18 protein-coding genes are annotated in these 21,961 nt (G+C 44.7%); 12 read left to right on the top strand and 6 right to left on the bottom strand.

All coding sequences use genetic code 11. The features are described from left to right. The first annotated feature begins 209 nt into the window (after positions 1-209). The 5 genes from ACED45_RS06280 (at position 210) to ACED45_RS06300 (ending at position 4,893) form a co-directional block, all read left to right on the top strand. Positions 210-1,181, top strand: coding sequence for a tripartite tricarboxylate transporter substrate binding protein (locus tag ACED45_RS06280; RefSeq protein ID WP_017055247.1), 972 nt, complete (start codon positions 210-212; stop codon positions 1,179-1,181). Positions 1,182-1,428: 247 nt separating this feature from the next. Continuing rightward, a complete protein-coding gene (locus tag ACED45_RS06285) occupies positions 1,429-1,929 on the top strand; it encodes a tripartite tricarboxylate transporter TctB family protein (RefSeq protein ID WP_371713524.1) in 501 nt (166 codons plus the stop codon). 10 nt (positions 1,930-1,939) lie between these two features. Then, positions 1,940-3,460 (top strand): tripartite tricarboxylate transporter permease, encoded by a 1,521-nt coding sequence (locus ACED45_RS06290; protein ID WP_048659453.1) that lies wholly within the window; start codon positions 1,940-1,942, stop codon positions 3,458-3,460. Positions 3,461-3,652: 192 nt separating this feature from the next. Then, positions 3,653-4,411: a sulfite exporter TauE/SafE family protein gene (locus ACED45_RS06295; protein WP_029405317.1), complete on the top strand. Its 759-nt coding sequence runs from the start codon at positions 3,653-3,655 to the stop codon at positions 4,409-4,411. Positions 4,412-4,701: 290 nt separating this feature from the next. Next, positions 4,702-4,893, top strand: coding sequence for a hypothetical protein (locus tag ACED45_RS06300; protein ID WP_055318310.1), 192 nt, complete (start codon positions 4,702-4,704; stop codon positions 4,891-4,893). 146 nt (positions 4,894-5,039) lie between these two features. Here the strand turns inward: ACED45_RS06300 and ACED45_RS06305 are convergent, their stop codons facing one another. Further along, positions 5,040-5,453: a VF530 family DNA-binding protein gene (locus ACED45_RS06305; RefSeq protein WP_010438513.1), complete on the bottom strand. Its 414-nt coding sequence runs from the start codon at positions 5,451-5,453 to the stop codon at positions 5,040-5,042. A gap of 449 nt (positions 5,454-5,902) precedes the next feature. Here ACED45_RS06305 and ACED45_RS06310 point away from each other — a divergent pair, with 449 nt between their 5' ends. Further along, positions 5,903-7,063 carry an HD-GYP domain-containing protein gene (locus ACED45_RS06310; protein WP_371713525.1) on the top strand — a complete coding sequence of 387 codons (1,161 nt, stop codon included), beginning with the start codon at positions 5,903-5,905 and terminating at the stop codon, positions 7,061-7,063. A gap of 131 nt (positions 7,064-7,194) precedes the next feature. On the opposite strand, the gene gnd is transcribed toward ACED45_RS06310, so the two are convergent. From gnd to ACED45_RS06335, 5 genes are all read right to left on the bottom strand, one after another. Beyond that, entirely contained in the window at positions 7,195-8,643 is a 1,449-nt protein-coding gene (gnd, locus tag ACED45_RS06315) for a decarboxylating NADP(+)-dependent phosphogluconate dehydrogenase (protein ID WP_017066265.1), read from the bottom strand. Positions 8,644-8,671: 28 nt separating this feature from the next. Continuing rightward, the gene (pgl, locus tag ACED45_RS06320) at positions 8,672-9,406 is read right to left on the bottom strand and encodes a 6-phosphogluconolactonase (RefSeq protein WP_017066266.1); all 735 of its coding nucleotides are present in this window, start codon (positions 9,404-9,406) and stop codon (positions 8,672-8,674) included. Continuing rightward, positions 9,403-10,905 (bottom strand): glucose-6-phosphate dehydrogenase, encoded by a 1,503-nt coding sequence (gene zwf, locus ACED45_RS06325; protein WP_017059714.1) that lies wholly within the window; start codon positions 10,903-10,905, stop codon positions 9,403-9,405. Before zwf ends, pgl begins: the two co-directional genes overlap by 4 nt. A gap of 410 nt (positions 10,906-11,315) precedes the next feature. Continuing rightward, positions 11,316-12,011, bottom strand: a complete 696-nt coding sequence (locus ACED45_RS06330) for a response regulator (protein WP_371713526.1) — start codon at positions 12,009-12,011, stop codon at positions 11,316-11,318. Between the two features lie 69 nt (positions 12,012-12,080). Then, positions 12,081-13,733, bottom strand: a complete 1,653-nt coding sequence (locus ACED45_RS06335; protein WP_442806841.1) for an ATP-binding protein — start codon at positions 13,731-13,733, stop codon at positions 12,081-12,083. Positions 13,734-14,350: 617 nt separating this feature from the next. Here ACED45_RS06335 and ACED45_RS06340 point away from each other — a divergent pair. The 6 genes from ACED45_RS06340 to ACED45_RS06365 all read left to right on the top strand — a co-directional run bounded on the left by ACED45_RS06340 (position 14,351) and on the right by ACED45_RS06365 (position 21,857). Beyond that, entirely contained in the window at positions 14,351-14,578 is a 228-nt protein-coding gene (locus ACED45_RS06340; protein ID WP_371713527.1) for a hypothetical protein, read from the top strand. Positions 14,579-14,793: 215 nt separating this feature from the next. Further along, complete coding sequence (locus ACED45_RS06345) at positions 14,794-16,230, top strand: TolC family protein (RefSeq protein WP_371713528.1); 1,437 nt, start codon at positions 14,794-14,796, stop codon at positions 16,228-16,230. Between the two features lie 3 nt (positions 16,231-16,233). Next, the gene (locus tag ACED45_RS06350; RefSeq protein ID WP_004733580.1) at positions 16,234-17,208 is read left to right on the top strand and encodes an HlyD family secretion protein; all 975 of its coding nucleotides are present in this window, start codon (positions 16,234-16,236) and stop codon (positions 17,206-17,208) included. A gap of 7 nt (positions 17,209-17,215) precedes the next feature. After that, on the top strand, positions 17,216-18,580 hold the full coding sequence (locus ACED45_RS06355) for an ABC transporter permease (protein ID WP_371713529.1): 1,365 nt from the start codon (positions 17,216-17,218) through the stop codon (positions 18,578-18,580). Beyond that, positions 18,577-19,731, top strand: a complete 1,155-nt coding sequence (locus tag ACED45_RS06360; RefSeq protein ID WP_371713530.1) for an ABC transporter permease — start codon at positions 18,577-18,579, stop codon at positions 19,729-19,731. Before ACED45_RS06355 ends, ACED45_RS06360 begins: the two co-directional genes overlap by 4 nt. Positions 19,732-20,315: 584 nt before the next feature. Beyond that, positions 20,316-21,857, top strand: coding sequence for an alanine/glycine:cation symporter family protein (locus ACED45_RS06365; protein WP_004733576.1), 1,542 nt, complete (start codon positions 20,316-20,318; stop codon positions 21,855-21,857). Positions 21,858-21,961: the final 104 nt, after the last annotated feature.

Consider the following 21,961-nt stretch of genomic DNA (forward strand, 5'->3'; position numbering starts at 1 on the left):
TGGACAAAACCACCTCGCCGTGAACTTTATGAACAATATTAATCCAATGTTCTTTATTCTCAATATCGCCGCATTACAGACATTTCATTAACACACCGTTAACTTTAGCTTCATCTGCTAAGCAATATCCTACTCATCTGTTTAGTAGCTGGAAATAAAACATAAGTTTCTCTCCATTGAAGAGATCCCCTACATAAGGAACGTGAACCATGTTCAAGGCACTGAAACCTACTCTTGCGGCTTCTATCATCGCAGCAACCTTTTCTTTCAACACTTTTGCTGCTGACGTAGAAAAAATCCACTTCCTAATCCCTGGCGGCGCTGGTGGTGGTTGGGATATGACAGCTCGTGGTACGGGTGATGTATTGGTGAAATCAGACATCGTAGAAAATGTCTCTTTCCAAAACCTGTCTGGTGGCGGTGGCGGTAAAGCGATTGCTCACCTAATCGAAACAGCACAACGCCAAGAAGACACGCTAATGGTGAACTCAACGCCTATCGTTGTTCGTTCACTAACAGGTATCTTCCCACAATCTTTCCGTGACCTAACTCCGGTAGCAGCAACCATTGCCGATTACGGTGCAATCGTCGCGTCTGCGGATTCTAAGTACAACACTTGGGAAGATGTAGTTAAAGAATTCGAAACCAACCCACGTAAAGTGAAAATTGCTGGCGGTTCAGCTCGTGGCAGCATGGACCACCTTGTGGTTGCTGCAGCATTCAAAGGCGAAGGTTTTGATGCGAAGAAAGTTCGTTACATTGCCTACGATGCTGGTGGTAAAGCGATGGCGGCATTGCTTTCTGGCGAAACACAGCTGCTTTCAACGGGCCTTGGTGAAGTACTAGAGATGTCTAAATCTGGCCAAGTAAAAGTGCTTGCTGTGACGGCTCCAAAGCGTCTTGACGCTGCGCCTAACATCCCAACACTGACTGAATACGGCAACGAGACAGTATTTGCTAACTGGCGTGGTTTCTTTGCGGCACCGGGTACAAGCCAAGCAAAAATCGACGAGTGGAACGAAGCTCTTGGCAAAATGTACAAAACCGATGAGTGGCAAGTGGTTCGTGACCGTAACGGTTGGATCGACAACTACAAAGCTGACAAAGATTTTTACGCCTTCCTAGAAGACCAAGAAAAACAGATGGGCGACCTAATGCGTGAGCTTGGTTTCTTGAAATAACCAACAATCATAGAGGGTCTTTGTGCCCTCTTACTCTTTCCTGTTTCGCCGTACATGAGTTAACTAAAACTCCTTTGTTTATTCGTAGCGTATTGCTAAAGCTTGCTGATTCGTTGTAGATGCAAGTGGCTTACTTTATCCAAGCCATGTCATTCGCTCACCTTTAGTTAGTGATCCCAGACATTCTTCATTAACTCGCTCATGTACGGCTTTTTTACTTTTTACACCACCCCAAATGGAGTTGGACATGTCGGACTTACCAACCAAATTTCTGAGTAAGGAATCTTTGCTTTCGAAGGATCGCATCGGAGCCATGATCTTTATGCTGGCGTGCTTGTGCTATGGCTACCAAACCACGCTGATCCCTTTGTTTCCCGGCGACGAGTACGAACCCTTCACAGCAAGAACCTTACCTACCCTGTTGACGTTTATCGGCATTGGCCTTTCGTTGATCCTGCTGATAACAGGACAACCGGATAAGAAAGTCATATGCGACACAACGCCGCTGAACTGGAAACTTCTGATTGGCTTCTTGGTGTTAATGGCGCTATACGGTATTGGGCTGACTTATCTTGGCTTTGTTCTAGCAACCAGCTTCTTCTTACTTGCAGGCTTTTACCTACTGGGTGAGCGTCGTAAAGCTATTTTATTTGGCGCGTCGTTTCCTTTCGTTATCGCGTTCTTTCTTCTTTTAACTCAAGGCTTAGATATCTACCTAGAGCCTGGTTTAATCTTCACTCTTTGGTAGGGACAACATTATGTTAGACGGAATTTTACAAGGACTTTCGACCGCCGTGATGCCAATGAACATCATGATGGTCATCGTGGGCTGTTTCGTTGGTACCTTCATCGGTATGCTTCCAGGATTAGGTCCAATTTCAGCGATTGCTCTGATGATCCCTATCACTTATGGCCTAGATCCTTCTTCAGGCTTAATCTTGATGGCTGGTGTGTACTATGGCGCTGTATTTGGTGGCTCAACATCATCAATCTTAATCAATGCTCCGGGTTGTTCTTCAACGGTAGTAACCGCGTTTGACGGCTACCCGATGGCTCAAAAAGGTCAAGCAGGTAAAGCACTTGCTCTCGCGGCTTACTCTTCTTTTACTGGCGGCACACTTTCAGCAATTATGCTTTTGATTGCAGCGCCGGCTCTAGCGAGCGTATCACTGAGCTTCCAGTCTTCTGACTACTTTGCCCTGATGCTACTAGGTTTATCCGCTGTAGCGGCGTTTGCAGGCCCAGGACAGGTTATCAAGGCGTGGATGATGACTATCTTAGGCTTAATGCTTTCAACCGTAGGTATCGACAAAGGCGTTGGTGTTGAACGTTTCACATTCGGCCTAACAGATCTAATGGATGGCTTCAGCTTCCTATTGCTGGCTATGGCGACGTTCGCACTGGGTGAAACCTTAATGGGCATTCTTAAGCCTGAGCAAGACAACAGCGCTGAAGAAAGCCAAAAGATGTCTGATATCGGCAGCATGAAGGTCACCAAAGAAGAGTTCAAAGAAGTCGCGCCGGTGTCAATTCGCTCCTCTATTCTCGGTTTCTTTACTGGTGTTCTACCGGGCGCAGGTGCCACTATTGCGGCATTCCTAAGTTACGGTATGGAGCGTAGCCTAGCGCCAAAAGACAAACAGAAAGAGTTCGGCAAAGGCAGCATTCGTGGTCTTGTTGCTCCAGAATCGGCAAACAACGCAGCATCAAGTGGTTCATTCGTTCCGTTATTAACGCTGGGTATTCCGGGCTCTGGTACAACGGCTATCATGCTGGGTGCATTAATCGCTTACGGTATTCAACCGGGCCCGCGCCTGTTCGTTGAACACCCAGATGTATTCTGGTCGGTGATTATCTCTATGTACTTTGGCAACATCGTACTGGTTATCTTAAACCTGCCTTTGATCCCATACATTTCTAAGCTGTTAGCGGTACCAAGAACGGTTCTACTGCCAATGATCATCTTCTTCTCAATCACAGGTGTGTACTTGGTGTCTTTCAACACGATGGACATATTTGTGATGCTGCTGGTTGCGATGGCAGCAATAGCACTAAGGCTAGCCAGCTTCCCATTGGCACCACTGCTGTTAGGCTTCATATTGGGCGGTTTGATGGAAGAGAACTTGAGACGCGCATTAATGATCAGCGATGGTGAACTCAGCTTCCTATGGGAACGCCCAATTACCATGACCTTCACAATTCTGGCGGTATTAGTTCTGTCTAGCCCGATTCTAGTTAAGCTATTCAAGAGCTTTAGAGCAAAGCCAGTAGAAGTGTAATACTCTGCTAAATCAACTAAACCTCAACAAAAGGAGCTATTGGCTCCTTTTTTCATTTAGAGCCTCTATTTGAACCAACGATTAAAGATGGTAGCAAACTCACAAACCTATCTTTACAACACACATGGCGCTGATATTCATAACAAATTCAAGTAAGGTAACCAATTAGTTAACGTATTGGATTCTAAAACTATGGATTGGTTGATTCTATTCTTATCAGGCGTGATTGGCGGTGTGCTTAACTCCATTGCGGGTGGCGGCAGCTTTATCACCTTCCCTGCTCTATTGTTTGCTGGCGTTCCACCAATAGCAGCCAACGCGACCAATACCTTTGCTTCGTGTGCTGGATACATTAGCGGAGCCTACGCTCTGCGCCACGAAATTCAATCTGGTACTAAGCAGCTAAAGTTGACCATTGCTCTATGTGTAATTGGCGGTGGTATCGGGGCCGTCTTGCTACTTCACACACCAGAAGCTCTGTTCACTCAATCCGTTCCTTGGCTACTGCTGTTTGCGGCTCTGCTATTCACGTTTGGCGGCACGCTTAATAAATGGCTTAAGCAAGCTACAGCCAAGCATAAGCACGCCACCAGCGCAGGCGCATTCTTTTCCGCTTTATTGCTTTTGATTGTCTGTATCTACGGTGGGTATTTTAATGCAGGTTTGGGCATTGTGACATTGAGCTATTTGGCGCTTGCTGGTTACACCAACATCAACGTGATGAATGGCATCAAACTGCTCGTGTCCGCATGTGCTTCCCTCGCTGCGATCGTGTTTTTTATCGTCAATGGTTCGATTGATTGGCCGTCTGGCATGGCTGTATTATTGGGTACATTGGTTGGTGGTTATTATTCAGCAAAAATCTCTCGCCGCATCCCTCAACAGTATGTTCGTAACACAGTGATCATCGCGAGCTTTTTGATCACCGCTTACTTTTTCTATACCAACTAGGTTTCATGCTGAGTAGGTTCTATACCAGCTAGGTTTATGCTAACTCGGTTTTAAACTAACTAGACATTCGGTTCAATAAGGCTTTCAACATGAAAGATAGAGCGAAAAGACTACCCCCCTTCTCATACCTATTCTGTTATTTTATTGCTTATAAAATAGCCAACCCAAAATATGTGAGACGAGTCCTTCAATTAGCAAATTTGATAACAATTTAGACTGTTTTTTAGCCTTTATTTTGCCAAAGGTGGGATAATTCTCCTGTCGAAAGTGAGACTTCATTAGGAGGCGTTATGAACACTAAACTCGGTCATGTCATGTCATCAAGTCGACTCATTTGCTTTGTCGCTTTTCTTGCTGCCACATTCGCGTGGATCCTAAAAATGCCCGCTCTGTTTTCTGTGTCAGCGCTATTCTTACTGGTCAGTGCGATCGTTTATCTGACCGATCTTTGGAAGAATCAAAGAAAGAACCGCGAAGCTTAGCCATTTACGGTTTAAATCGAATGAACTAAAAAAGGAGCTCATAGGCTCCTTTTGCGTTTTTCGCTTATCTACTTAGGTGTATTAGTTAACAACACCTAATAACGACGCTTTGTTAACGACGCCCTTTTACTAGCGACGCCTTTCTATTAACGACGAAAGTTACGACCGTTACCGCCGCGGCGCTCTTTAAATGCAGACGCAGCTTTAGCTTGTGAAGCGTGGATAGACTCTACCGTCAATTCCATTGGTTCGCGAGGCTCTAGCCCATGGCGGAATGTACGTGAACGCGGAGGCATTTGGTATTCAATGTCCGACGCTTTAGGCATACGCTTGAAACGGTAAAGATAGAAGTTCTCAACCTTCTCACGAGCCCATTCCGTTTTCTTCAGGTATTTAACAGCACTTGCCACAGTCGGCTTAGTGTTAAAGCAGTTCATACGCATTGCCGCATCTAAAATTTCCCAACCATAATGATCCACTAATTCAGTGATCATGGTTTCAAGCTTTAAGCCATGTAGCGGGTTATTTTGTTGCAGTTCGATTCTTTCTTCTTCAGTCATAACATTACCTTTTTCAAGGCAACTAAAGGCCTTGAATTTACTCTAGAACACCGTCATCACTGACCATTTCTAGCTCAATCACTTGGGCATTACATCCATTGCCCTTATTTATGCCTTTATGATGGCATAAAGCATACTCGTTATCCTATTTATCTTTGAAATTAATTTCGAATTGGTCACTTAACACCCTACCTTAGCTCGCTATACAGACTAAGACATTCTGCGAACAAAACTCCCCCTTAAAGATTATGAAACTGGTTTAACTTAACAAAACTTGTGGTAACCGTATGCAAAAGCCATATATTTAGTGATGTTATTAAAGTTTTTCAGTACGCAGCGTTACATCTTAATAACACAGTGTTACATCTTAATAACACAGTGTTATGGTTTTATTGAATATCGAAACGGTAAAAGACCGCATTAAACAATGACATAATTATAAGTAAAGGTTGGCTTGCCACATGTTTGACTACTCCCATTTCAGTAGAGCAGCAGCCCAAGACAAGGACATCATCGCCATAGTCGATGATCTCTTCCAGCTAGCTCGCGAACACTACCCCATATTATCTCGGCTATCCGTGGTGCTGTGCAGTGAAAATAAAGCATCCAACTATTTTGTTTCAGATTCACTGTGCCAAAACGCTAAGCATCACTACATCGAACAAGAGAGCAAACCCAACTCTGCTTTGAGTCGTCTGGCTGAATCATTAGAAACAAGAATTGTTGATGACCTCTCTTTGATGAATCCGACTAAGCAAATCTCTCATCTACTCGAGCTTGGTCACCAAAGTAGCTATACCACTCCAATCCACTACCAAGAGAGTAACCTCGGGTTCGTTTTCATCAACGCATCATGCACTGACTTTTTTGCTACGCAGACAATACAAAGTGACATCGCGTACCTCACTCAAGCGATTTCGAACCTGTTTGTGCAACTCTTCGAACGTCAGAGACATTTTCAGTCCTCATTAGCAATCGCCCTAAACATGGGGCACGCACGTGATCCTGAAACCAAGGAGCATCTGATTCGCATGGGAAAATACAGCGAGCAACTCGCACGTACGCTTTCGCACAGTAACAATGAGATTACCCACCAATTCGTTCACCGCATTCGCTTATATGCCCCATTTCACGACATAGGTAAGTACCGAATCCCAGACAAAGTGCTCTTCAGTACTGAGCGTTTTTCGGAAGAAGAAAGAAACATCATGAACAATCACACGATATATGGCGAAGAGATGATTGATGACGTGGTTGCCCTTTCCCACCACAGCTCAATGTGTAACGAAGAAGTTAAGTTCATCAAGAATATTGTACGTCACCATCATGAACGGTTTGATGGCTCTGGGTTGCCAGATGCGCTCATTGGAGAAGCTATTCCACTAGAGGCAAGAATTGTCACGCTAGCGGATGTGTTCGATGCTTTACTGAGTAAACGAGCTTATAAACACGCATGGTCAGCATCTAAGGTAATGGACTACATTGAAGCGCATACTGGGCTGATGTTTGATCCAGAGTGTGTGTCTGCACTGAAGCAAAACCTTGATTACTTCATGTCGATACGAGAGCAATACAGTGATGTGCAAAGTCCACAAGCTGCGCTCGCTTAACGGGTTGTATTAAATTTACTGTACGTGAATCTCTTTCAGAGCCTACAAAAAAGGATGCCAATCGGCATCCTTTGTTTTCTAGTTTACAGCGGATAAGAACAACAAAGTTCTTAGCTGATTCTAACTAACGATTATACGTCGTAAGTTGTAGAAGCAGTGTCGCCACCTGTACCAGTCCAGTTTGTGTGGAAGAATTCACCACGTGGACGGTCAGTACGCTCGTAAGTGTGAGCACCGAAGTAGTCACGTTGAGCTTGAAGCAGGTTCGCTGGTAGACGTGCAGTTGTGTAACCGTCTAGGAAAGATAGCGCAGAAATCGTACATGGCATTGGGATACCAGACTCTAGAGATTTCGCTGCTACTTTACGCCATGCCACTAGGCTGCCTTGTAGGATGTTTTTGAAGTACTCGTCAGAACCTAGGAACGCGATGTCTGGGTTTGCTTCGTACGCATCACGTATGTTGCCTAGGAATGCAGAACGGATGATACAACCACCACGCCACATTAGCGCTACGTTACCGTAGTTTAGGTCCCAGCCGTTTTCGTTCGACGCTTCACGCATTAGCATGAAACCTTGAGCGTAAGAGATGATCTTAGAAGCCAGTAGAGCTTGACGTAGTGCATCAACCCACTCTTGCTTGTCGCCTTCAACTGGAGTGATTGTCTTCTCAAACAAAGCTTCAGCTTCAACACGTTGGTCTTTAAGAGCAGACAGGCAACGAGAGAATACAGACTCAGAGATTAGAGTCAGTGGGATACCTAGGTCTAGTGCGTTGATACCCGTCCACTTACCCGTACCTTTTTGGCCTGCAGTGTCTAGGATCTTCTCAACTAGCGCTTCACCGTCTTCATCTTTGTAGCCAAGGATGTCAGCAGTGATTTCAACTAGGTAGCTGTCTAGCTCAGTCTTGTTCCAGTCAGCGAATACTGCTTGCATCTCGTCAGCAGACATACCTAGGCCATCTTTCATGAACTGGTATGCTTCAGTGATAAGCTGCATGTCACCGTATTCGATGCCGTTGTGTACCATCTTAACGAAGTGACCAGCACCGTCGTTACCAACCCAGTCACAACAAGGCTCACCAGCGTCAGTTTTTGCAGAGATACCTTGGAAGATTGGCTTAACCGCTTCCCAAGCTTCAGCCGCGCCGCCTGGCATGATTGAGGGACCGAAACGAGCACCTTCTTCACCACCAGATACACCAGTACCGATGAAGTGGATGCCTTTCTCACGACAATGCACTACACGACGGTTAGTGTCTGGATAGTTAGTGTTACCACCATCAATGATGATGTCGCCTTCGTCTAGAAGTGGGATTAGGTTTTCGATGAACGTGTCTACAACGTCACCAGCACGAACCATAAGCATCACTTTACGTGGCGCTTCTAGCTTCTCAACTAGCTCTTCTAGAGAGTAAGCACCAACAATGTTAGTACCTTTAGCTGGGCCTTCTAGGAACTCGTCTACTTTAGCAGCAGTACGGTTATGAGCCACAACTTTGAAGCCGTGGTCGTTCATGTTTAGGATAAGGTTCTGACCCATTACTGCTAGGCCAATTACACCGATATCACCTTTCATTATTTTATCTCCTTGCGGCTATTCGCACTTATGCGATAGCACTTGCTGCATTTGAATCTAAGAACCACTCTGTTTCGCCAGTTTTAGACTGGATTTTCGCTGCCGGGTAAGGCAGTTCTGAAGCAGGAGTTGTATGAATTTCTTTAACGATCTCAACTTTACCTGCACCCAGTACTAGGTAGCTGATTCGTTTTGCTGCTTCTAAAACTTTTGCTGTTTTAGAAACACGGATTTGACCAGACTCAGGGTGAGAAGCTAATACAGATAGGTTCTCATCTTGGTAGTTGGTTGCACCTGGGAATAGTGAAGCTGTGTGGCCGTCTGCGCCAACACCAAGCAGAATCCAATCGAATACAGGCGTGCCGTTTTCTGTTGGGATTACGTCTGCCATCTCTTTTGCGAAACGCTCTGCTTCTGCTTTTGGTTCATCTTCACCACGGATGCGGTGGATGTTTTCAGCAGGAAGGTTTACTTGAGTAAACTCTTTTAGTTTTGAAAATAAGAGCGCGTTTGCTTCACCGAAATTGCTTTCAGCGTCGTCTGGTACAACGCAACGTTCGTCGCCCCACCAGAAGTGAAGGTTATTCCATTGAATACCTTCCGCGTATGGCGCCTGTGCTAAAAGTTTGAAAAGCATTTTTGGCGTGCTGCCACCAGACAGTGAAATGTGAACAGGTTTGCCCTGCTCGCTGTATGCTTTCATTTCATTTGCTAGGTTTTCAACAACCAGTTCAGGCGTTGCAAAGATCTTGTGATTGATCATAGTTCGCAGTAATCCGTGTCTGTTAAGTTTTTGCATGGGAAACGCCATGCGCGGCCATCACGTTGCAGAAGTTCATCTGCTTCCTGTGGGCCCCAAGTACCACAAGCATAGCCAAACAGTGCTTGAGGATCTTGCTTGAAGTCTAAGATTGGTTGAACGTACTTCCAACATGCTTCTACCGCATCGGTACGTGCAAACAGAGTCGCATCACCGTTCAGTGCATCAAGAAGAAGACGCTCATAAGCCGTCAGCATCTGAGTTTCAGGCAAGTCAGAGTAAGAGAAGTTCATTTTCACTTCTTTTGCTTTGAAGCCTGCGCCAGGCTCTTTCAAACCAAAGCTCATCTGAATACCTTCATCCGGTTGGATGCGGATAATCAGCTTGTTCTCTGGTGCATCTTGACCAAATACTGGGTGTGGCGTGTTCTTAAAGTGAATCACGATTTCAGTCACACGTGTTGGTAAGCGTTTACCTGTACGTACGTAGAAAGGAACACCATTCCAACGCCAGTTATTGATGTGAGCTTTCAAGCCGATGTAAGTCTCGGTACGAGAATCATCCGCTACACCATGCTCTTCACGGTAACCTAGTAGGTGCTGACCACGAACATCTGATGCTGTGTACTGACCTAATACTAAGTCTTTACGCAGATCATCTTCTTCTAATGGTTTCAGACACTGAAGCACTTTAACCACTTCATCACGAATAGAATCAGCGTTAATTTGTGCAGGCGGCTCCATACCTACCATCGCTAGCACTTGCAGCAGGTGGTTTTGGAACATGTCGCGAACTGCGCCAGAACCGTCGTAGTATCCGCCACGCTCTTCAACGCCAAGGAACTCAGCACCTGTGATTTCAACGTATTCAATGAAGTTACGGTTCCACAGTGGTTCAAACATCGCGTTTGAGAAACGAAGCACTAGAAGGTTTTGAACCGTCTCTTTACCAAGGTAATGGTCGATACGGTAGATCTGGTGTTCTTGGAAGTGATGATGGATCTCTTCATCCAACGCTTGAGCTGATGCTAAGTCGTAACCAAATGGTTTTTCGATGATCAGACGACGCCAGCCGTTCGATTCATCGTTAAGGCCATGCGCAGCAAGGTTTGCTGGAATCACACCGTATAGGCTTGGCGGGGTTGCCAAGTAGAACAATGTGTTATGGTTTTCGAATTGGTAGTCTTGCTCAAGCTTGTCTAGACGTTGTGCTAAACGAGCATAGTCGTCTACATCTGAAGTATTGATCGCTTGGTAATGCAGATGTTCAATAAATGCATTCAGCGTCTCTGGTTCAGTTTTTTCCATTTCCTGAAGAGACTTCTTCAGCTTCTCACGGTAAGACTCATCGCTGTACTCAGTACGGCTCACTCCAAGAATCGCAAAGGATTCTGGTAGTTGATTGCTAGCATACAGGTGGTATAGAGCAGGAATTAACTTGCGGTAAGTTAGATCTCCCGACGCACCAAAAATAACGATGCTGCTGTTTTCAGGTATTACCATCATCTTTCCTATAAAAACAAGGTTTTTAGTATTCGCCAAAGGTATCAGCGACATACGAAAATAGATAATAGGTCTTAACTATTACATCAATAGTAAGCGCCTATTAAATTTGAGAATGCGTTTGGTAAACGAGGGTGAAAGCTATCACCTCTATTCGGGACAGTATTGTCTATGACTATTTGATTTACATCAACCACTGTGAAAGCAATCGATTAAATATTGACTCATTTCGAACAAATTCTAATCGATAGTTCCGTTCATTTGACCCGAGGGAGAAGCAAATCGGCATTCTCAAACAGTGTAGTCAAGAAAGAACGGTATCTGGTCGGTGGAGTGAGCAATAGGAAAGGGAGAAAAAGGTAAAACCAGCTTATTCAACTGGCTTTATATTTATTTTGATGGTGTCGTGTTTATCTTTGCGCTTTGTTGTAGCAGCGCTCCGGGCGACCTACGGTACCGTAATTTAAGTCTGCGACTAACTCACCAGTGGTAATCAAAAATTCTAAATAGCGTCTGGCGGTGGTTCGGCTTGCTCCAATACGTTCACCTGCTTCATCTGCTGTAATATCAGCAATGTCGGCTTGTTGAAAAATGGCTCTAATTTTATCAAGCGTTACGCCATCAATTCCTTTGGGTAATGTTGACACTTTTCCTGAGTCCGCTTTCGCGTTGGCTTGCAGCATCTTATCGACCAAACCTTGGTTCAAATCAGACACACTTTCAAACTCTTGCAGCTGCGATTGATATTTTTTCAGCGCCGCTTCTAAGCGAGGAAACATCACAGGTTTCAGCAGATAGTCCACGACTCCACCGCGCATTGCCTGTTGCAAGGTATCGACGTCTCGCGCAGCAGTAATCAAAATCACATCACAACCCTGATTACTACCACGAACGTGGTTCAAAATATCAAGCCCGCATCCATCCGGCAGATACACATCCAATAAAACCAAGTCAGGCTTTAATATGTCTAATTGCATTAACGCTTCAGACTGCGTGGTCGCAATCCCCACCACATCAAAGCCACCCATCTGTTCTAAATAACGATGGTGTAGCTCTGCAATCGCAATATCATCTTCAATGACCATGACTCTCGTGATTGCGCTCATTTATGTTCTTCCTTTAACCATGCTTTTTCCGTCACGATGATCTTCACTCGATCACTTCGCGCTTAATTATTATTGTGCTTCTTTTGGCAGATAAACCGTCATTCGCGTACCAAAATCGTGGTTGTCGACCATTTCAATTTGTCCTTGATATCGGTCTGCCAGTTGCTTTATCAAATACAAACCGACGCCGCGATTCTGTTTCGCTTTACTCGATACGCCTTTTTCGGTGAGTGCTTTCGTCGCCAAGTCTTTCGGCAAACCACACCCTTTGTCTTCTACTTCTACGATAATTTCATTACCAAAATCACTGATTGAAACTTCAATAACTCGACGCGCTGGAGTAATTTGACCCTCTTGCTTAATAGCCGTCATGGTGGCATCAAAGGCGTTATCAATCAGGTTGCCAAGAATTGTGACAACGTCATCCGCGTTCAGCCAGCTAGGCAATGCTTCAAGCCTTGAGCCTTCTTCGACTTTGAGCTCTAAACCTATTTCTCTTGCACGCTCCGTTTTCCCCAAGAGCATGCCTGCAATGAGCGGGTCTTTAACGGTTTCACGCAAGAACTCGATCAAGCTTTGATAGTGCGCTGTTTCTTGGCCAATCAGCTGTTGTACTGAATCCAACTCGCCCATCTGGATCAAGCCACTAATGGTGTTGAGCTTGTTTTGATGCTCATGGGTTTGTGAACGGAGTAGATCTGCATACTCTTTGGTTTGTGAGAGTTGGTCTGTTAAATCGTTGATTTCATCTCGTAATCGGAAACTGGATACCGCCCCGACCACCTCACCTGCCACTATAATCGGACTGCGGTTGGCAACGATTCGCTTATTGTTCAGGTACAGCTCGACGTCGTGGTCGGTTTCACCAGTGGATAACAGTTGCTCTAAATCACTGCCGGCCAATACATCTGAAAGGCGCTGTTGGTTGAGTGCAGACTCTCTATCGATAGACAAAATATCGCAGGCACTCTTATTAATAGAACGTAAAATTCCGTGCTTATCGATGCTCAGAATACCTTCTTTCACGGTACTCATAGTCACATCTAACTCGACATACAGTCGGCCGATCTCTTCGGGTTCAAAGCCTAAAATAGCGCGTTGAAAGCGACGAGACACATAGCTTGAAATCAAAGCGTTGACCGCAACCACCAGCAACGCCATCACAATCAAAAAGGCTAAATAAGGTTCGATTCGGTCTTGTAACGAGTCCAACAAGTAGCCAACCGACACCACGCCAATGACAGTGCCTTGTGGGTCTTTAACCGCGGATTTACCACGGACAGAAAAACCAAGTGATCCTTTGGCCGTCGACACATAAGATTCACCCAACACCAATGCTTTTTGGTTATCACCACCGCGCATGGGTTTACCAAGCCGGTCATCATAAGGGTGAATCAGGCGGATACCTTTATCATCTCCCACAACGATAAACGCCGCGCCAATGAGCTGGGTAAGGTTTCGAAATTTAACTTGAGTTTCTTCAGATAGAACGTAGGGAGCGCTATTAGGGCCCATCGTTTCATTTTCTTGAATAATGCTGGTGACAAGTGGCGATTCAGACAGAAATTCAGCAACACCTAACGCTTTCAAACCCATCTCTTGTTCTTGAGATTGTTTGATATAATAAAAACCAGCCGCTGAAAGTATCAAAAGTTCAACAAGACCAGTGACTGTCATGATAATCAGCAGCCTTTTACGGAAGCTGATACTACTCCATTTCATATTCCACCGTCCCTAGTGTTAGACGAGCAATGTTAACACCAAGTTAATTAGATGACCTTTCTACGTACGCGAATTTGTGACTGTTACTCAACTAAATAATTGAGCAGATTATTAATTGATAATCCTTTACGTTGTTCACCTCGATTAATCGTTCGCTTTTAGAACGGATTAGCTTAAAAATCAAAATAAACGAATAAATATTGAGCTAGATCACTAAGCTTTTAGGTGTTTTTTAGGTTGTTTAAAATAAATACAATTATAATAGTTGCATATGAAGAAGTTTATTGTTGCCAAGCCATAAGTCATGATTTTCAGACTCTGCTTTAAATCGAAATTTCGGTTAACAAAAAGACAACAACTCTTCGCTCACTGGACGTATCTATAACGAAACGTTGCACGCTCGCCGCTAGGATTGTTGAACAAATAGGTTATCAACCTAACCTCATTCATACATCTCTATTTACACTATAGGCCAGCATGACAACTCAGAGGTGCCTGATAAAGCAGCGCCCAATAATAAAACATTGATGAGCAGGAAGTATCGATCAGTGGCAACGTCCAATAGAAACAGGATTAAAAACATAACGTATAAACATTGTTGAAAAGGAAACCAGGCAATGAAACGCGATAATTTTGGAATTTGTCTTACTCAGACCATGCTGTTCAAACACTTGCAATCGACTTTTACTCACGTAAGAGCCTATGAGAAAGACGGTACCTCCCCTCTCGATCTCAAGGTATTGTTAGCGTTCCCGCAAATGTCGGGCAGAGATTTATTACAAACAATGCAAGGTTCAAGACAATTGGTGTGGCGCGCCGATCACCATTGTCCTGGCTTTAAATAAGCCGCTTCATTTTGTAAAAACGCTTCTATACTGAACTTAAAAAGCACGCTTATGCGTGCTTTTTAAGTTTCATTTATCTCTGATATCTTCATCACTCAATCCTATTTACACTTGGTTAACGAGTTATGAGACTTTCTCTAAGTGTGAGAGAATCTAATCAAGACAAATGACTATTGCCCTGTTAACATTAGAGTTAATACTCTAATTGGTATTTAATGCAGATGACCAAACCAAAATTTCGATACCTTGCGATCGCCAGTATGCTTCTCGGCACCATGACTTCGCCAGGCTATGCTGCCCCGCTCACTTTTTCTGAAGCGTGGCAAATATTACAAGAAAACAACAACTCACTTGCGGCTCAACAAGCCAACGTTGAACGTTATCAACACCTTCAGAACTCAACGAGTAGCCTCAACTTGCCTTCTATCACCTTAGGGGCTAACTACACGCACCTTGATAGTGACGTGACGATTAATGGCGAACAGTTCGGTGATAGCTTAAGCGGCGTAAGTCCAGCATTTGCTCCCTTCTTGGCTCAATTAGGTGGCGTTACCTCAACTATCACAGAACAAGACATCTTCAGCTCTTCAATACGTGCTATTTGGCCTATCTTCACTGGCGGGCGAATAACCGCGGCGCAAAATGCAGCTGAAGGTAAAAGCGAAGAAGCGCAAAGCCAGCTGTTGATGGAAAGACAAGCTCGCTACGAAGACTTAAGTAAATATTACTTCTCGGTGATCTTAGCGGAAGACGTCGTGAAAACGCGTCAAGCCGTTGAAGCAGGCTTAACTCAGCATCGTGATTTCGCCATCAAGCTTGAACAACAAGGGCAAATCGCACGAGTAGAACGCTTGCAAGCGGATGCGTCACTAGACAAAGCGGTTGTCGAGCGAACTAAAGCTCAAAACGATCTTAAGATTGCTCAATTAGCGCTGACTCAAATCCTTGGTCAGAGCCAAAGTGTAGAACCTTCAGAGCAACTGTTTATCAATAAGAACCTGCCTCATATGGATGTGTTCATTGACCAAACACTCATGACCTATCCCGGCCTTAAGATTCTTGATGCAAAAGAGAAACAAGCAAGCAGCTTAATTAAGGCAGAGAAAGGTAAATACTATCCAGAGGTATACCTTTACGGTGACTACAGCCTGTATGAAGATGACTCTCTAGCCAGCGAAATGAAACCCGATTGGTTAGTTGGCATTGGTGTGAATGTGCCGCTACTTGATACTTCTGGCCGTTCAGACAAAGTAGCCGCCGCTCACAGTGCTGTCTCACAGGTTCAATTCCTGAAGTCGCAAGCTAAGCAAGACTTAACCGTGTTGGTACAGAAGACTTACCTTGAAGCGAACCAAGCAATTGAGGAGGTTCAAGGCCTCAACTCAAGCTTGGCTTTGGCTCAAGAAAACCTATTACTCCGTAAAAAAGCCTTCACTCAAGGACTTTCGAACTCGCTAGAAGTGGTTGATGCAGAGCTCTACCTTGCGAGCATCAAAACCCAGCAATCTGCTGCGCGATTCAAATACCTAATCTCTCTGAACAAGCTATTAGCGCTAACCAGCGAAATGAATGCTTACTCGAGTTACTTAACCTCTTCTGTTCCGTCTGACTTCGACTCAAAAACAGACACCGATAGCCAGTCAAAAGGATAATTCATGAAACCTATTAAGCCCCTTCTTCTATCTTTAGTTGGTATCGGCGTTATTGGCTGGGTCGGATACAGTTTCTACCAAGCTTACCAACCTCAGCCGGTTAAGCTTCAAGGTCAAATCGATGCGCAGCAATACAGTATCTCATCGAAAGTACCTGGCAGAATTGATGAAATATTCGTGCGTAAAGGCGATTCGGTTGAAAAAGGCGAATTGATCTTTTCTCTTCTTAGCCCTGAGATTGACGCGAAGCTAGAACAAGCAAAAGCAGGTCAAAAAGCGGCTGGCGCATTAGCAAAACAAGCAGAGAATGGTGCACGTACTCAACAGATCCAAGCTGCTAAAGACCAGTGGTTGAAGGCAAAAGCAGCAGCCGACCTCATGGACAAAACCTATCAACGTGTCAACAACCTTTACAACGATGGTGTGGTTGCCGAGCAAAAACGCGATGAAGCCAAAACACAGTGGCAAGCAGCGAAGTACACCGAAAGCGCTGCGTTCCAAATGTATCAATTAGCACGAGAAGGCGCTCGTGACGAAACCAAAGTGGCAGCCGCTCAAAAAGCGTTGATGGCGGCAGGCGCGGTGGCGGAAGTTGAAGCTTACGCAAAAGACACGCAGATCCACAGCTGGTTTAATGGCGAAGTCTCTCAGGTTCTATTGAGCAGCGGTGAACTCGCACCACAAGGCTTCCCTGTTGTGACTGTTATAGACACCAAGGATGCATGGGCAGTACTTAATGTGCGTGAAGATATGCTTAAGCATTTCGAGAAAGGCAGCCAGTTTGAGGCGTACCTACCGGCTCTGGATAAATCATTAACTTTCCAAGTGACTCACATCGCCGTAATGGGTGATTTCGCGACTTGGCGTTCAACAGACGCAGCACAAGGCTTCGACTTACGTACTTTTGAAGTAGAAGCGCACCCTGTTAATACTAGCGAAACACTGCGTATGGGCATGAGCCTTGTGGTTGAGCTTTAGGTGACGTATGTCTGCTAACTTTCGATCGATAGGCTCGCGATCTACAGGCTCGCAATCAACTGAGCATCATAGAGCGAAGAACACCTTGCTTAGGCAGTGGGCGATTGTCCGCAAAGACAAATGGTTGTTGTCTTGCCTAACTTGGATACCTTTGCTTCTTGCTGCCAGTATCTGGCTGATTTTTTCGCAAGGTATCGCTCGTGACTTACCAGTTGCGGTTGTTGACTTGGAACACAGTCAAATTTCGCAACAGTTCACACGCCTTGTTGATGCATCACCAACGCTGCAAGTCACTCAGAAATACAGCTCTGCGAGTGATGCGGCGAAAGCGATGATCGAACGCGATATCTATGGTTATGTTGTGATACCAAGGCACTTCGACCGAGACCTTCTGCTCGGCTTGAATCCGCAAGTGTCTGTGTTCTATAACAGCCAATTTATCTTGATAGGTAAGCTAGTGAATTCCGCGTTGTTGCAGGCTCAGGGGACTTTTAACGCGCAACTTGAGGTCGTTAAGCAGTTATCACACGGTGATACCACGGTGCAATCCGCATTAGGCCAAGCAGTAACAGTGCAAAGCCAGATCACGCCATTGTTCAACAAGAACACCAGTTATGCTCAGTTCTTGGTGTCTGCGGTTATTCCAGCGCTATGGCAGATCATGATTGTGGTGGGCACGATATTGGTTTTGACGGCGAACGTTAGAGCACGTGGTCTTCATGCTTGGTTATCCAACGCCCCTATGAAGTCACTAACATCAACATTAACGCCCTACCTTGTCTTGTTCTTGATGTTTGGTATCGCGTTTAGCTTTTGGTTCTATGTCCTCTTAGACTGGCCGTTTAACGGCAGTTTTGTGGCACTGACTGTCGCCCAACTGCTTACCGTCATCAGTTGTATCATCATGGGTTGTTTGTTTTTCTTCTTAACGCTTGATCCTGCAAGGGCGATGAGTTTCGCTGGCGCCTTTACAGCACCAAGCTTTGCGTTCATGGGGATTACCTTTCCAGTAACCGACATGAACACTGCAGCGCAAATCTGGAGAAGCTTGTTGCCCGTGAGTCACTACATCGAAGTACAAACAGCACAATCAAGTTATGGCGCGAGCGCGGCACAGTCGCTTATCAGCCTCTCCTCGATGTTGTGGTATGCGATTCCTGCTTTCGTGGTGATGTTGTTGATTAAGAAACACTTGGCGCAATCGGCTCTGTCTGCACAAACGGATCTAACAGCCCAAGCTGCTCTATCTGCAAAAGCGACGCCGTCAACACAAGCAACACAAGCAACACAAGCAACACAAGCAACACAAGCAACACAAGCAACACAGCAAGAGAAACCAGAAGCATCAGCACCACAAGGAGTAAAACGATGAGCTTTACTCAACTGCTCAAGCAAGAACTCTTAGCGGTACTGCGTAACCCTGTTGTACTTCTTACGGTATTTGGTGGTGTGGTCTTCTATTCATTCTTGTATCCATTGCCTTACGCGCACCAAGTTCCTCAACAGCTTAAAGCTTCGGTAGTAAACTTGGACAAGAGTCAAAGCAGCTACCAATTAGAACGAATGGTGGATGCCACTTCTCAAATCGAGTTGGTACGTCGAGACTCCAGCATCGCTGATGCAAAACAAGCCGTGCTTAACCAAGAGATCGGTGGGTTCCTCGTCATCCCAGAGAACTTCTATAAAGACCTACTCCTAGGTAAGAGCCCGACGCTTTCTTACGCCGGCGATGCTTCTTACTTCTTAGTGTACGGAACCATTGTTGAAGGGCTTGCCAAGGCAGGTGGCACGTTAGCTGCGCAAGTTAAGGTCAGTCACTTGTTAGTCGAAGGAGTGCCTTTAGAATCCGCAGCCAAAGGCTACAGCGCGTTTAGCTTGAACCTAAAACCAACGTTCAATAGCCGCATGGGATACATCGATTACGTAGTTCCAGCCGTCTTTGTGTTGATCCTGCAACAAACCTTAGCCATGGCTTCTGGTTTAGTTGGGGCAACCCAAAACGCTCAATCTACGTTTGGCTATTGGAGTAAGACCTCTCCAGCAAAACTGATGCTTGCTCGCTGTTGTACCTTGGTCGGCATTTATTACTTGTTGTCGATGTACTACTTCGGCGCGAGCTTTTCAATGTATGGAATAAATTTGCTCGCCTCAACGACACAAATTTTGACCTTACTGCTGCCCTTCTTATTCGCCAGTTGTTTGATCGGGATTTTTATTGGTGAGCTAGTGCCAAGAAGAGAGTTAGTCACGGTTGTGGTGTTAATCAGTTCAATGCCGCTGATTTTCTCTTCAGGTTTTATCTGGCCTGTTGAAATGATGCCTGAATGGTTAGTACTGCTGTCACAGTTATTCCCAAGCACACCAGCTATCCAAGGTTTCTTAGCGCTTAATCAGATGGGTGCATCTTGGCAAGAAGTGGCGTCTCAATGGACATTGCTATGGGGACAAGTCGCTTTATGGGGTTCGTTATTAGCACTTAAGCTTTACCACAAGTCGAGTAAACGTATCACTGGCTCGGTTTAACTCTAGTCTCTAAACGCTAAGTCTCATGTTCATGCTCATGCTCATGCTCATGCTCATGCTCATCGTAACCCATTAAAAAGGCTCTGATAAAGGGCCTTTTTAATGCCCCCTGGCCTGATTCCATCTTCAGCTATCAATTGTTTAAACACTTCACAAGCACATATCGAATATTCAAATTCGCCGACTTCCCTGTGATCCCGCACTATACTTCACCTTAGCCCGTCGCTATAACCGCTACTGCATATGCCTTTTGCAACCTAAAAAGCATCGACTTATTCCAAAACAATGACAAAACCCGAACAATTGTAAATTTATTGTAAAAATTTCTTTGAGGGTATTATTTTTATGTATAGGATTATCAGTAGGGCTTGGTAGGCCGAATACCATAGTCTTATTGGTTCACATACCAAAAGGATATCCATACAAAGCAAGATCAGTACTTATATTTATTTCGTTTTTCGACCTAGCTACAGCCGTTTATGTTGCCGTCGAATGAAGTAGATAAAACACTGAAATGTAAAAAATCAAATAAAAAACAAACACAACAGCAGCAAACATAATTTAATAAAAAGACAGGGAAAACCATGAAAAACTTACGTGAATTATTTTTTGGGTTTATATTATTGTTTAGTTCCAGTGCATTTGCAGAAGAAGGATCATTTAGTCAAAGTATCAGTAACTTGAGCCAAAGTGTTGATGGTTTTTTCAATGACTACACAGGGTGGTTCGTTGGATTAATATTTAAAAGTGTCCCACTTGGTGAAGCAAACTTCCCAATCATTGTTGGCTGGCTATTGCTCGCCGCGATTATCTTTACTGTTTATTTTGGCTTTGTTCAATTTAAACGTGTTGGCATGGCCATAGACATTATCAAAGGTAAGTATACCGACCCTAACTCCAAAGAGGATGGCGAAGTATCTCACTTTCAAGCATTAACAACCGCGCTTTCAGGAACCGTCGGGCTTGGTAATATTGCAGGTGTAGGTGCAGCACTCGCGATTGGTGGCCCTGGTGCGACATTCTGGATGATCTTGTGTGGTCTTCTGGGTATGGCGTCTAAATTTTGTGAGTGTACTTTAGGTGTAAAATACCGAACTATCTTACCTTCAGGTGTCGTTTCGGGTGGTCCAATGTACTACCTAAGCCAAGGTCTGAGCGAAAGAGGACTCGGTGGACTAGGTAAAGCCCTTGCAATTGGTTTTGCGTTAATGTGTATTTTGGGTGCGTTGGGCGGCGGTAACATGTTCCAAGCTAACCAAGCACATGCCATGTTAACTTACGCATTCGATGTACCAAGTGAATACGGTGTCATCACAGGGCTTGTACTCGCTACCTTAGTGTTTTCCGTTATCGTTGGCGGTATGCCTTCTATTGCGTCCGTAACAGAAAAAGTTGTTCCTTGGATGGCTGCTCTGTACATCGGTATGGCTCTGATTGTTATCGGTTCTAATCTTGATCAAGTTGGCCCTGCGTTCAGTGCAATCTTTACTGGTGCATTTACCGGTGAAGGTGTGGTTGGTGGATTTATTGGTGCCCTAATCCAAGGTCTAAAACGTGCAACATTCTCAAATGAAGCAGGTGTAGGTTCAGCAGCAATTGCTCACTCAGCAGTTAAAACAAAAGAACCAATCACTGAAGGTCTTGTATCACTACTAGAACCATTCGTTGATACGGTAATCATTTGTACAATGACGGCATTGGTCATCACTATCGCTGGCTTAAACGTAGGTCCATATGATGGAACAGGTTTAACGGGTGTAACGCTTACTGCTGCATCATTTACTGAAACGGCAGAAGTATTTAAATACACACTTGCTCTCGCGGTAATCATGTTTGCGTTCTCGACGATGATTTCTTGGTCGTACTACGGTCTTAAGGCTTGGACTTACCTATTTGGTGAAGGCAAAACAACGGAACTGATTTTTAAAGTGATGTTCTGTGTGTTTGTTGTTATTGGTGCGACGATTCAGTTTGGCGCGGTAATCGACTTCTCTGATGCGGCTATCTTTGCGATGTCTATCTTCAACATTCTTGGCCTGTACTTCCTAATGCCTGTTGTGAAGAAAGAACTGCAATCATTTGTTGCTCGTGTGAAATCAGGTGAAATCAAAACTTACGACAAATAACGTTTAGTGGAATGATGTTGATCTAATAACTAATTTAGGTCTCATAACGATACAGTTCTAATAAACGAGACTGTTCTAAAAATTTTTGTAAGACCCTTTGCTTG

Origin of the sequence: Vibrio crassostreae, assembly GCF_041439375.1 — a bacterium.
GTDB classification, from domain to species: domain Bacteria; phylum Pseudomonadota; class Gammaproteobacteria; order Enterobacterales; family Vibrionaceae; genus Vibrio; species Vibrio crassostreae_D.